The following is a 12,554-nucleotide window of genomic DNA, read 5'->3' on the forward strand; positions in this document are numbered from 1 at the left end:
AAGCCGCCGCACGGACCGCCTCATGAGAGGACGTGACAGGTTATGGACGAGCGGACCCACACGCACGTGTCGGAGGGTGTGTCCTCGGGTGATCTGGGCCGCCGGCTTGTCGCGCGCCGCACTCAACTCGGGCTGACGACAGAGGAGGTGGCCGCCCGAGCAGGGATGGCCTCCACGTATCTGGCGCACTTGGAGAAGCATTCTGGCACCGCCCCGAGCCGGGAAGTCCTGCTCACGCTGGCCGCCGCTCTGCGGACCACGGCGTCGGCGCTGACCGGCGGGGACGTCGACCTGCCCCCTGGCTCCGCACAGGCTGGTCGCGCCCCCGAGTTCACCCACCTGAGCAGTGCCGAATGCGCCGACCTGCTGGCACAGCACGGTGTGGGTCGGCTGGCGGTGTCCACAGCCGAGGGCCCGGTGATTGTCCCTGTCAACTACAGCGTGATCGACACCGCCATCGTCTTCAGAACCGCCCACGGTGCTACTCCGTCGCTGGCGGCCGGCTCGCAGGTCGCCTTCGAGGTCGACCGCATCGACGACACATTCAGCCAGGGATGGAGCGTACTCGTCCGAGGCCAGGCCCAGACGGTGACGGATCCCGGAGAGGCGCGTCGGCTCGCGGAACAGGCATACAGTGCCCCGTGGGCCGGAGGCAGACGGGACGTCTGGGTGCGCATCGAGCCGCACGCCGTCACGGGACGGCGGATCGTGGTCTGAACCGAATCTGCAGATGCCACCCCTGGATTCACGCCGTGGGGGAGGCCTCCGCCGCACGGCCGGGCTCCTCGGCCGAATGCGACGGCTGGTCAAGGTCGCGCCAGGGCGGGGGCGCGGTCCGATGCCCGGCGTCCCGGGTGTGCCCGGCCTTGTCGGTCTGACGGCGAAGCCTGTCCTGGAGCCGATCGACCACCTCCGTGCCTGTCCTCTCCTCGGCGGTGGCGATCACCTGGTGACCACCCACATGCAGCTCGGCGGTGGCCGACCAAGGCCGGTCCGTGTGGTGAGCGGCGGCGCGCACGATGCGAACCTCGCCGGTGACGGCGGGAAGCCCCGGCCTGTTCACGACGGCGTCGATCTTCGCGCGGGCGTACGCCAGGGTCTGCTCGTCCACGGCACCATCGAAGCGCAACCGAACCAGGGGGGTCGCGTCGGTGTCCTCGGTGCTCATACGGAGTTCCTCCTCAGGGATGTCCGGCCTCGGCCGAGGCCGGCAGCAGTGGCGGGGCCGATCCACGGTCTACGGTCGCTTCGACGGCTCGGCGCCCGGACGGCCGTAGTAGGCCGCGCGCATGAGTTCCTGCATGTCATCGAGCATGGGCATGCGCGGGTTGGCGGGCGCGCACTGGTCCTCGTACGCGTTGAGGGACTGCTGGGGCAAGGCGTCGAGGAAGGTGCGCTCGTCGATGCCGAGGGCTTGGAACGACGACTCGATGCCCAAAGAGTCGCGGAGCCGCTCCACCGCCGCGGCCAGTGACTCGACGCCCTCGGCCGCGGTGGTCGCGGGAAGGCCGAGCGTGCGGGCGATGTCCTGGAAGCGTTCTGGAGCGCGGTAGTCCTCGTACTTGGGCCAGCCGGTGAGCTTCGTCGGGACGGTCCCGTTGTAGCGGATGACATGCGGCAGCAGAACGGCGTTGGTCCGGCCGTGCGCGATGTGGAAGGTGGCGCCGAGCGTGTGCGACATGGCGTGGACGATGCCGAGGAACGCGTTGCCGAAGGCCATGCCCGCGATGGTGCCGGCGTTGTGCATCTTCTCCCTGGCCTGAGGCCGGTCCGCTCGGTCGTTCACCGCTGCCTCGATGTTGCCGAATATCAGCCGGATCGCGTGCAGGGCCAGGCCGTCGGTGAAGTCGTTGGCGTAGACGGACACGTACGCTTCCACGGCGTGGGTGAGGGCGTCGAAGCCGCTGTCGGCGGCCAGCGCGCGGGGCAGCCCGGTGGTGAGGAGCGGGTCCACGATGGCGACGCTCGGAGTGAGCGCGTAGTCGGCCAGCGGGTACTTCTTGCCCGTGGTGGGGTCGGAGATGACGGCGAACGGGGTCACCTCGGCGCCGGTGCCCGAGGTGGTGGGGACGCACACGAGACGGGCGAGCTTGCCCAGGACGGGGAAGCGGAAGGCGCGCTTGCGGATGTCGGAGAACTTGTGCCGCATGTCGGCGAAGTCGACGTCCTTGCCCTCGGCTTGCTGCTCGTACAGCAGCCACATCACTTTGGCCGCGTCCATGGGCGAGCCGCCGCCGAGGGCGATGATGGTGTCGGGGCGGAAGTCGCCCATGAGGCGGGCGCCGCGCCGGACCGAGTCGATGCTGGGCTCGGGCTCGACGTTGTCGATGACCTGGATGGTGATCGGCTCCCCGCGCCGCCGCAGCACGCGCTCCACCCGGTCGACGAAGCCCAGACGGGTCATCGTCGCATCGGTGACGACGGTGACGCGATGGACGTCCGGCATCGAGGCGAGGTAGCGGATGGCCCCCGGCTCGAAGTAGATCTTCGGTGGGACCTTAAACCACTGAAGGTTGTTGTGACGGGTCGAGACCCGCTTGACGTTCAGCAGTTGAGCGGCGCTGACGTTGTTGGACACGGACGTGCTGCCCCACGAACCGCAGCCCAGGGTCAGCGAGGGCAGCAGGCTGTTGTAGATGCCGCCGATCGCGCCCTGGGAGGAAGGGGCATTGACGATGATCCGCACGGTTTTCATGTACTTTCCGTACGCCTCCGCCAGCGCGGGGTCCTCGGTGTGGATGACGGCGCTGTGGCCTTGCCCGTGGAAGGCGACCATGTCGGCGGCCAGGTCGAAGCCCTGCTGTTCGGAGTCGGCGCGCAGGACGGCGAGGACGGGACAGAGCTTCTCCCGGGTGAGGGGCTCGTCCGGGCCGACCCGGTCGGCTTCGACCAGGATCAGCGACGTGCCGGCCGGTACGGAGAACCCGGCCTGCTCGGCGATCCAGGCCGGACTCCGGCCTACAGCCGCCGAATTGACCTTGGGCTCGCAGCCCGAGCCGGCGGCGCCGACGGGGAACAGGAACGCCTCCAGCATCGCCTTCTCCTCGGCGGTGGCCAAGTGGGCGTGCAGGGTGCGGAATTCCGCCAGGACGGCGTCGTAGATCTCCCCGTCCAGGATGACAGCTTGTTCGGAGGCGCAGATCATGCCGTTGTCGAACGACTTGGACAGCACCAGGTCATTGACGGCGCGGCGCACCTTGGCGCCCCGGTGGACATAGGCGGGGACGTTCCCGGCGCCTACCCCCAGGGCAGGCTTACCGGCCGAATAGGCGGCCCTGACCATCGCGTTGCCGCCGGTGGCGAGGATCAGTGAGACCCCCGGGTGCCGCATCAGGGCGCCGGTCGCCTCGACGGACGGGGCCTCGATCCACTGCACGCAGTGCTCCGGCGCGCCCACGGCGACCGCCGCGTCGCGGACGATGCGGGCCGCTCGGGCGCTGGAGCGCTGGGCGGAGGGATGGAAGGCGAACACGACCGGGTTACGGGTCTTCAGCGCCATGAGCGCCTTGAAGATGGTGGTGGAGGTCGGATTGGTGACGGGTGTGATCGCGCACACCACGCCGACGGGCTCCGCCACCTCGATCATGTCGTCGATGTCGTCGCGGGCGATGACGCCGACCGTCTTCATCGGGCCCATGCTGTGGGTGACGTACTCGCAGGCGAACATGTTCTTTGCGGCCTTGTCCTCGAACACGCCCCGCCCGGTTTCGTCCACCGCGAGCCGCGCGAGCGCCGTGTGCTGGTCCAGGGCCGCCACCGAGGCCTTCCTGACGATGAGGTCGACCTGCTCCTGATCGAGTGCCTCGTACTCCGCGAGCGCCTTGAGCCCGTTCGTCACCAGCCGGTCCACCGCGATGGCGATCTCGGTCGGCGGGGCGGCGGGCTCGGCGGCTGCGCGGGGATCGTCTTGGCGGGTCATGGGAGCAAGCCTCCGTCGTCGAGAGGGCACCGCCGCGTGAGCGGCGGTGCGTGAAGGGAGTCGGCACCATCAGAGATCGGTGCGGCTCCGAGCATGAGCGTCTCTCTTCTCGGCGCCTCCGACCCAGGACCCATTGGTCCCTCTGCGGGGCCGACCGGCCCCGGATCGGCGCCGGTGCCCAGGCCGTTGACGATGCCGACGACCCCGTCCGCGGAAACGCCTGATGGGCGCCCTCGGACGGCGACGGATCAGACCGTCTGCGGTACGACGGCCACCGGGCAGGCCGCGTGATGCAGCAAGGTGTGGGACACACGGCCGAGCTGGAGACCGAAGCGACCGGACCTGCGCCGCGCCCCGAGGACCACCAGGTCGGCGGCGGCCGAGCGTTGGACGAGCACCTTGCGGGCCGATCCTTCGATCGGTGTCCTGCGCAGCCGCACATCGGGATGCTCCGCCGCCGCGTCGGCGACAAGGGTGTCGAGCAGGGCGGAAGCCTGCTGCTCATGCTGATGGGCCGGCTCCTCGGCCGACGCCCGGTCCTCGGCCGTCTCGCGTACAGGACAGCGCCAGGCGCGGACGACGTCCAGCTCACACCCACGTGCCTCGGCTTCCCGGAACGCGAACCGGACGGCCTCATGGCCCGTCTCGGGGTCTCCGGCGCCGAGCATGATGCGCCCGTGCGAGCCGGCCAGAGCGGCCTTGTCACCCCTGACCACGATGACCGGGCAGGACGCGCGGGCCGCGACCGCCAGACCCACCGAGCCGAGCAGCGTCCCCTTCAGCTCTCCGCGGCCCCGTGAACCGGTGACCAGGGCGGCGGCATTCTTTCCTTCGTCCAGGAGCGCGGACACCGCCTCGGCGGCCACCGCTTCCGTGGAGACCTTGAGATCGGGGTTGTGCCGGCGGACGCGTTCCGCCGCCGAACCGACGATGTGCTCCGCCAGCACTTTCTCGGAGGTGCGCTCCCGGCTCATCGTCGGCAACGCTCCCTCGTAACGCTCCCACAGTGAGGCGTAGACCAGCCGCAGCGGAAGCCCGTTGCGGGTGGCCTCGTCCACCGCCCAGTCGATGGCCAGGAGGCTGCCGTCCGATCCGTCGACGCCCACGACGAGGGGGAGAGTCATTGTCTCCACCGCCTTCTCTCTTGCTGCGATGCCGTGCGGTTTGGGGGTACCACCTTTCACGATCGTCCCCGGCGTCCGGCGGTGGCAGGGGCCGTCCAGCCCTTTCCCGGGACTTCCGGCCCTGGCGCGCCTGGATCCGGACAGCGGTCACGGGTAGGGAGTTCCGCTGGGAGGAAGCACGACGGTGCCCGTTCTCCTTGGGTGGTACACCGATCGAGGACATCGCCGAGGAGGTGCGCCGGGAGGTCGTCCTACGGATCTTCGGTACGCACACCGGACCGATCCGGGTCGAGGTGCACGACAGTGTCGTCACCCTTGCCGGCCGGGTTCACGAGACCGCCCTCATTCCGCTGGCCGCCCGGCTCGCCCGGGCGGTGCCGGGAGTCGTCGACGTGCGATGCGTGCTGGCCGGGCCGCCCCGCCACCCGAACCTCGACCCCGACCTCCCCGATACCGACCCCGACCGCCCCGAACAGAGCGAGGTGGAGCCGCCGGTACGGCAAGGGGGCGGTGAAGATGACACGGACACGCCCTAAGAAGCGGACCACCGTGAGGATGTGGCGCTGGCGAAGCAATCCGCTGCGCCGGCACAGCGATGTCATCGAGGCCTGGATCGTGCTCGTCACCTGGATCCGCCGAGGCTCGCGGCATCGGCGACCCGGCCACGGCATGGCTGGACGGGAAGGGCGCCACCCGCTTCTCGCGGGTCCGGATTGCGCGGTGCGCGGCTGCCGGCCGCTTCTCCGCGTCTCGAAGGGGTCCTTCCCGCCACTACCAGCACATCACGCGCCCTCCCGTTCCACCAGGGCCGATCGACCCCGATCGAGGTGAAAGCCGGTCCCACGCCGGGAAGTCGGCCAACATCGCCCGCCACGCGAACGGCCGGAGCGCACCTCGGCGCGTCGCGGGGGTGCGCTCCGGCATGGGCAGAGAAGATCTGGTCATGACCGACGCGACAAGAGCAGTTCTTGAGGGTGGCCCTGACGATCTTCCTGAGCGGATCGTCTCGGTTCCGGCGCCCGACCTCGACGTCAAAGTGCCGTTCCGTGGAGGGTACGAGCACTTCCGGGCCACGACGCGTCAGCAGGAGACCGAGCAGGGCCAGTTGCCCGTCTACGAGTGGTGGGAGCGCACGGAGCTCCCGGGGTAGCCGACTGCACGGAGCATGCGACAACCAGCGGCTTCGGCTGGGTGCTGTCGCACTGGCAGGAGAAGCTCCAGGCCCAGTTGCAGACCAGGATGCCCAAGTCGCCGCCGCGCGCCCACGATGAGCAGGTCCGCGTTCGACGCGGCTTCCAGCAGCGCCGGGCGTGCCGGTTTCTCGATCAGTCGCCGGCTCACCGTGGCGTCGCGGTACTTTTCGGCACGGCCGCGCAGGGCGTCGTCCAGTACCTGCGCCGGCGGCCGCCGATGAGCCTCCAGCAACCACGACGTGGCTCGCGGTGTCGTACAGGCACCGGCCGGTGTGCTCCAGGCGTGCGACGCCACGAGCCGGCAGCGCCGCACCCGCGCCTCACGCAACGCGAAGTCCACGGCCGTGCCGCTGCCCTCCCCGTCCTCGACACCCACGACGACGCTCCCGAACCGGTCGGCGCGATGCTCGGGAGCGCCGCGGACCACGACGACCGGGCCGTCGGTACGTGCCGCCACAACAAGACTGACCGAGCCCAGGAGCAGGCCGGTGAGGTCCCCGAGTCCTCTGGACACCAGTACCACGGCGAAGGCGCTGCGCCCCTCGTCGACGAGGCGCCTCCAGGTGTCTCGGATCCGTCCACTCCGACCACGAGGGGACTCGCCACGTTCGTGTCACCTCTCATGCCGGATTCCACCTCTTCGGCTCCTCCTCCGGGGCTCCACATGCGCCACGGAGGAGTTGGGGGTGATCCTGAGAGAACGCATCACCCCGGTGCGCAGGCGACGCACGGACCAAGCTCCGTTCGCGGACTCGTTCACCATCATTTCCAGCTTCGTACGAGATGGAGGCCGCCGCCATGCAACCAGCCGTCACCGTGGGCCTCGACGGATCGCCCGAGAGCCTGGCCGCCGCCCGCTGGGCCGCCGACGAAGCCGAGAAGCGCAAGCTCCCTCTGCGCCTGCTGCACGCGTGGCCGATGCTGGCGCCGGCATCGTCCCGGGTCGCCGGCGAAGTCGATCAGAACTATTGGGCGAAGCGTCTGGTCCACACCGCCCAGGCGGAGCTCCAAGCCCGCCACCCGGGCCTGTCCGTCGTCGGGAACCTGGTCGCCGACGACGCCCAGAGCGCCCTGCTCCAAGCGGCGTCGGAGTCGGAGATCACGGTGCTCGGTTCGCGCGGGCTGGAGTCCGTCGAGAGCTATTTCCTGGGTGACATCAGCATGCCCGTCGTGGCACGGGCCGAACGGCCGGTGGTGTTGGTCCGCGCCGACCCCCAGGAACAGAAGACGCCTTCCGAGCCCGGGCGCCCTGTGGTCGTAGCCCTGAAGCTGCACGGATCCTCCGACGACCTGCTCGAATTCGCGTTCCGGACCGCCGCGGCAAGAGACGTACCGCTCCTGGCCGTCCACGGTCGCAGCGTGCCGCTGCACGCACATGTGCCCTGGGGCGTGGACCACGGGGTCACCGAAGAGATGACGCGCGAGGCGCACGAGGAGGTGAGCAAGGCGCTTCACCGGTGGCGAGAGAAGTACCCGCGGGTGGAGGTGGCCGACAGCATCCGTCTCGAAAGCCCTGCCAAGGCGGTCGTACGGTCCGCCGAGGGCGCCGCGCTGCTGGTGGTGGGCCGGCGTCGGCACCGTCATGGTCTGGCGCCGCACCTGGGGCCGGTGGCGCAGGCCGCCATTCACCATGGGCACTGCCCGGCCGCCGTCGTTCCTCATGACTGAGCGAGGCCCCGACGAGACGCCGGGGCCTCACGCCGCTGCCTCGCCCCGCTCGGGTGCCCGGCACGACGGCGATCCGCTGGTCCGTGCGGGCATGTGCGAGACCCACACCGCGGTCCTGTTCTTCGTCGGCGACCGTGCGTACAAGCTCAAGAAGCCGGTCGATCTCGGGTTCCTGGTGTAACCCACGGCGACCGCGCGCCGGCTCGCGTGCGAGCGGGAGTCGGATGTGTCCGCGTCAGCGGACGTCGAGCAGATCGGCCACCGGCCGCCGGGGGCTCGCCGGGCCCTCGGGGCCGTAGCCGAGCCGGATCACCATCTGGACGTGCGCCATGGCCGAGAACGGGTCGCGGACGGCCCACCGGATCTCCGACCACTCCAGGGGCTGGGACGTCAACGAGGCGACCAGCCCGTCCGTGGTGGCCTGGAGCAGGACCCGCTCCAGTGCCTGACCGGCGCACAGCCAGTCCACCGGCTCGTCACGGGCCGTCCCGAGCAAAGCGATGTTCGGGTTCTGCTCGAAACGCGCCCAGCCGCGCCCGGGCACCGGACGGCCGACGGCGAAGTCACGTACAGGGGCCGATGCACCGCGCTGTCGCGGACCGAAGGCCTCGGCGGGGATGCCGTCCGCCGCCCCATCGGCAGTTGACGGCTCCGTGCGTGTCCACCGCACCGTTTCCTCGCGCACTCCCGGTTCGAGTGCTTCCCGGTCCTCGGCGTCCCGCACCGACGCGAGAATCGACTGCACATGCCAGGTGTCCGGGAACCGCAACTGCGCGCCCTCGGCGCGGGCCGCCTCGGCGAGCCTTTCCTTTGTGGCGGCTGGGACTTCTTTGTCGCGGAAGGCCAGGCGGCTGGAGTGACGCAGCTGGATCGAGGGGGCGAGCCGGGCGAGGGCGTCGTCGGGTGGTCCGGTGCCGCACAGATGTACCTCGGCGAGGAACTCCGCCAGGGCCGGATCGGGCATCAGGCGGACGACCGGGGCCAGGCCCGCCGCGGCGGCGGCCACGCGCAGGTTGAGCAGGGCGGCGCCGCAGCCTATGCGCAGGCCTCGATTCTCCGGGTCGGTGCGCGGGAGTGTGCGCTCCGGGTCGGCGTACAGGCGCAGGACGCCGGTGTCCCGCAGGTAGCGGAACGCCCAGGGCTGAGCGTTGTGGAGCGAGGGCGCGGCGGTGGCGTCCGTCACGAGCGCCGTGACGGTGTTCACGTCAAGAGGTTCCGTGGTCATGGTGGCTTCCCTTCATGCCGGTCCGGCCAGTCGAGCACGGCCCGCAGCTCGGCGCCGCGCAGGGCCACCGCCGTGAACGCCGCATCGCCTGCGGCGTGAGGGTTCGCTGCCGTCGCCGAAGACGTCATACGCGGGGGAGCGGCAAACGGCGGTGTCCGAGGGCATGGTCACTTCGTAGAGCTCGGTGCTGGTGAGGTCGGACATGGTGATCGCCGCCGGATGTCGAGGCCCCCCTTCCTCACAGTCTGACGGCGATTGCGCGGGAGAAAAGGGACTTCAGGGACCCGGATAGGGGCTGTTCGGCCTCAGCGGGAGGGGACCGGGCGCGATGGACTGGAGGTGTCTGCAGACGCGACGACGGTCGAGGAGGTACGGCGATGACCGGCATCGCCGGACAGTGACCGCCCCTACGGCTGCTCGTTCGGGATGCCGATCTCTGCCCAGATCGACTTCCCCCCGGGCAGGTGGCGCGTTCCCCACCGCTCGGCCAGCTGGGCGACCATCATCAGGCCGCGCCCGCCTTCGTCGAACGTGCGGGCTCTCCGCATGTGCGGGGCGGTGCTGCTGCTGTCACGGACCTCGCAGATGAGCGCGGTGCCTCGGATCAGGCGCAACTGGACGGGAGGGTCGCCGTAGCGGATCGCGTTGGTGACCAGTTCGCTCACGATCAACTCGGCCGTGAAGACGGCCTCGTCGAGTCCCCAGTCCGCCATTCGCAGGGAGACCTCGCGCCGAGCGCCCGCCACGGCCGCCGGTTCGGAGGGCAGGTCCCAGGTGGCGACCTGGTCCGAGTCGAGGGACCGCGTGCGTGCCAGAAGGAGGGCGACGTCGTCCGATGGCTGCGCAGAGAGCATGGTCCGGATCAGGTCGTCGCAGGTGGCATCGAGTGAGCGCGCGGGTTGTTCCAGTTGTCGAAGCAACAGTGCCATGCCCCTGTCGAGGTCGTGTCCGGGAACTTCGACGAGGCCGTCTGTGTACAGCGCCAAGAGGCTGCCCCGGGGTACCTCCCATTCGACGGCTTCGAAGGGGAGGCCGCCCACCCCCAGCGGAGGTCCGGCCGACAGCTCGATGAATTCGGCTCTGCCGTCGGGCGTCACCACGGCGGGTGGGGGATGGCCCGCTGCGGCGGCTGAACAGCGGCGCGAGACCGGATCGTAGACCAGGTACAGACAGGTGGCGACGAGATCGGTGACGACGTCGAGTTCCGAATCCGCGGTGGCGCCCTCCTCCGACTTGAGATGAGTGACCAGGTCGTCGAGATGGACGAGGAGTTCCTCGGGAGGCAGGTCGACGTCGGCCAGAGTGCGCACCGCGGTCCGCAGCCGCCCCATGGTGGCCGAGGCCCGCAGCCCGTGGCCGACGACGTCTCCGACGACCAGGGCGACCCGGGCGCCTGACAGGGGGATGACATCGAACCAGTCGCCGCCCAGCCCGGCCCGGGAGCGCGCCGGCAGGTAGCGGTGAGCCACCTCCACGGCATCCTGGGCGGCGAGCCCATGAGGAAGCAGACTTCGCTGCAGGGCCAGGGCGGTGTTCCGCTCGCGGGTGAAGCGGCGGGCATTGTCAACGGCGACGGCAGTCCGAGCGGCGATCTCGTCCGCGAGAAGCAGATCGTCGTCGTCGAACGGATGCCGGCGCCGGTGGCGCACGAGCACGGCCACCCCGAGCGTGATACCTCGGGCACGCAGTGGGACCACCATGATCGAGTGCATCCCGAAGGAGCGGACCTTCTCCGCGCGCTCGGGGTCGGCCGTCTGCCAGCTGCCGACGGCTGCGTCCAGGGTGCGGTGCAGTGAGGAACGGCCGGTGAGCAGGCAGCGGGCGGGGGGTGAGGATTCCGGGTAGTAGTCGATGTCTCCTGGCTGGATCACCGACTCGGGTACACCGGGCAGGACGGACTGCTGCGCGACGCGGCACAGACCGATGGAACCGTCGTCGGACGGCCTGGGCTCCAAGCCGCGCAGCAGCGAGTCCAGCAGGTCGATACTGATGAAGTCGGCGAGTCGGCCCACCGCGATGTCGGCCATTTCCTGTGCCGTGCGTGTCACATCCAGCGTGCTGCCCACGTGCGAGCTGACGTCGTTCAGCAGGGCGAGCCGCTCTCGGGCCCGGTGCAGTTCGGTGATGTCGAGCGCCACGAGCTGAACGTGGCGTACCTCCCCTGCCGGGTTCCTGACGGGGGACACGGTGACGGCCCAGTCGCGTCCGTGGGCTTCTGGCCGTGGTCGGCCCTGCACGTGGAAATACTCCGGCCTTCCCGTCTCGAAAACTCTGCGCATCCCCTCCTCGACCTTGGTGCAGATGTGCGGAGGCAGGATTTCGGTCACGAGCCGACCACGCATCTGCCGCTCCGAGAGCCCCAGTGCGCGGACCGCGCCGGCGCTCCCGCGCAGGGCCCGCAACTCGGCGTCGTAGATCATCACAGGCAGGTGGCACTGCGCGAAGGCTTCCTCTGTCGTGGCCTCGGCTTCATACGGAGGCGGCGCCGGACGCGGATACGGCTGCTGCGACGGCGTGGCCACGATGAGCCACTGTGTGCCGCCCTCGCGGTCGACTGACGCGTACGCCTGCAGCTCGGCTTCCACGTCATGGCCGTCGCGGTGTCGCAGGGGCGGGTTTCCCCGCCATTCCGCACCAGCTGCCGAGAAGTCCACCGAGGCGTCGGCATTCCGGCCGAGCAGGCCGGCCGCGGGACGCCCGACGACGTCCTCGGACGGGTAGCCGAGGAATCGCTGGGCGCCGGTGCTCCATCCCGTCACGATCCCGCGCGCGTCGACGACTGCCGTGGCCGCGGTGACCGGATCCGGAAGTCGGCCGTTTCCGGGGGAGCCGGCGTTCTCCATGTCCATTCGTCGCCCATCCTGCCCCCGGGCTCTCGGTCCGCAGAGGCACAGCAGAGCCGTGGCGCGCCGTACGTGTCCTCCCGTCGCGTCCGTCGCGTCGACTCCCCTATCACTTGTATCTCTCCTGGCCGGTAAACGCAGGTCGGCGGGTCGGACCGAGATGCCTGGCCCACGACACGCAGGGGCTTCGGCGGCGCAAGGGCCCGTTCCTACCTCATGTCGAACCGCTTGGCACATGTGCCGTGATTCCCCATGGAGTTGGCTGCAAGGGAAGGAAACGAAGGCGACCCGGAGGAAGTGAGAACCATGGGTACGAGTCTCACGCCGGAGTTCTGGACGATGTTCGCGGTACTTCTCATTGTTGCCGCAGGCGTGACGTTCGTCGCCGCGGCGACACTCGATGCGCTCGCCGTTCGGTTGCTGCGTCGTCACGTGCACAGGTCCCCGACGGCCGTGCAGGCCCGATCGGTGGACACGGACAACCGTGTGTCCGTCGCGCGCTGAGGCGTCGGATCGAAACCTGGCGCCGGAAAGCGGGCGTTCCCGGTACGTACCCCTCGCGTCCAGGGGGTATGAGGCCGT

General features: G+C 70.0%; 10 protein-coding genes and 2 pseudogenes. 6 read left to right on the plus strand and 6 right to left on the minus strand.

Annotation, left to right across the window (positions count from 1 at the left end; all coding sequences use genetic code 11):
- Positions 1-42 precede the first annotated feature (42 nt).
- The gene (locus tag ABZX90_RS04260) at positions 43-717 is read left to right on the plus strand and encodes a pyridoxamine 5'-phosphate oxidase family protein (protein WP_355201360.1); all 675 of its coding nucleotides are present in this window, start codon (positions 43-45) and stop codon (positions 715-717) included.
- Positions 718-745: 28 nt separating this feature from the next.
- On the opposite strand, the gene ABZX90_RS04265 is transcribed toward ABZX90_RS04260, so the two are convergent.
- The 3 genes from ABZX90_RS04265 to ABZX90_RS04275 form a co-directional block, all read right to left on the minus strand.
- A complete protein-coding gene (locus ABZX90_RS04265) occupies positions 746-1,168 on the minus strand; it encodes a hypothetical protein (protein ID WP_355201362.1) in 423 nt (140 codons plus the stop codon).
- Positions 1,169-1,237: 69 nt separating this feature from the next.
- The gene (adhE, locus tag ABZX90_RS04270) at positions 1,238-3,919 is read right to left on the minus strand and encodes a bifunctional acetaldehyde-CoA/alcohol dehydrogenase (RefSeq protein WP_355201364.1); all 2,682 of its coding nucleotides are present in this window, start codon (positions 3,917-3,919) and stop codon (positions 1,238-1,240) included.
- A gap of 248 nt (positions 3,920-4,167) precedes the next feature.
- Entirely contained in the window at positions 4,168-5,043 is an 876-nt protein-coding gene (locus ABZX90_RS04275) for a universal stress protein (RefSeq protein ID WP_355201365.1), read from the minus strand.
- A gap of 197 nt (positions 5,044-5,240) precedes the next feature.
- Between ABZX90_RS04275 and ABZX90_RS04280 the strand changes: the two genes are divergently transcribed.
- Both ABZX90_RS04280 and ABZX90_RS04285 read left to right on the plus strand, forming a co-directional pair.
- On the plus strand, positions 5,241-5,579 hold the full coding sequence (locus tag ABZX90_RS04280; RefSeq protein WP_351120149.1) for a BON domain-containing protein: 339 nt from the start codon (positions 5,241-5,243) through the stop codon (positions 5,577-5,579).
- Between the two features lie 407 nt (positions 5,580-5,986).
- Positions 5,987-6,193 carry a DUF5988 family protein gene (locus ABZX90_RS04285; RefSeq protein WP_351120151.1) on the plus strand — a complete coding sequence of 69 codons (207 nt, stop codon included), beginning with the start codon at positions 5,987-5,989 and terminating at the stop codon, positions 6,191-6,193.
- On the opposite strand, the pseudogene ABZX90_RS04290 reads toward ABZX90_RS04285, so the two are convergent.
- A pseudogene (locus ABZX90_RS04290) lies at positions 6,157-6,789 on the minus strand (universal stress protein); the annotation flags it as partial. The gene ABZX90_RS04285 and the pseudogene ABZX90_RS04290 overlap by 37 nt on opposite strands.
- 245 nt (positions 6,790-7,034) lie before the next feature.
- Here ABZX90_RS04290 and ABZX90_RS04295 point away from each other — a divergent pair.
- The gene (locus ABZX90_RS04295; protein WP_355201368.1) at positions 7,035-7,904 is read left to right on the plus strand and encodes a universal stress protein; all 870 of its coding nucleotides are present in this window, start codon (positions 7,035-7,037) and stop codon (positions 7,902-7,904) included.
- A pseudogene (locus tag ABZX90_RS04300) lies at positions 7,897-8,082 on the plus strand (hypothetical protein); the annotation flags it as partial. The gene ABZX90_RS04295 and the pseudogene ABZX90_RS04300, both read left to right, overlap by 8 nt.
- Positions 8,083-8,139: 57 nt before the next feature.
- Here the strand turns inward: ABZX90_RS04300 and ABZX90_RS04305 are convergent.
- A complete protein-coding gene (locus tag ABZX90_RS04305) occupies positions 8,140-9,129 on the minus strand; it encodes a nitroreductase family protein (protein ID WP_355201370.1) in 990 nt (329 codons plus the stop codon).
- A 407-nt stretch (positions 9,130-9,536) separates the two neighbouring features.
- Positions 9,537-11,978 (minus strand): SpoIIE family protein phosphatase, encoded by a 2,442-nt coding sequence (locus ABZX90_RS04310; protein WP_355201372.1) that lies wholly within the window; start codon positions 11,976-11,978, stop codon positions 9,537-9,539.
- Positions 11,979-12,224: 246 nt separating this feature from the next.
- Here ABZX90_RS04310 and ABZX90_RS04315 point away from each other — a divergent pair, with 246 nt between their 5' ends.
- Entirely contained in the window at positions 12,225-12,476 is a 252-nt protein-coding gene (locus tag ABZX90_RS04315) for a hypothetical protein (RefSeq protein ID WP_355201374.1), read from the plus strand.
- Positions 12,477-12,554: the final 78 nt, after the last annotated feature.

The organism is Streptomyces sp. NPDC002935, assembly GCF_040611295.1.
Classification (GTDB): Bacteria; Actinomycetota; Actinomycetes; order Streptomycetales; family Streptomycetaceae; genus Streptomyces.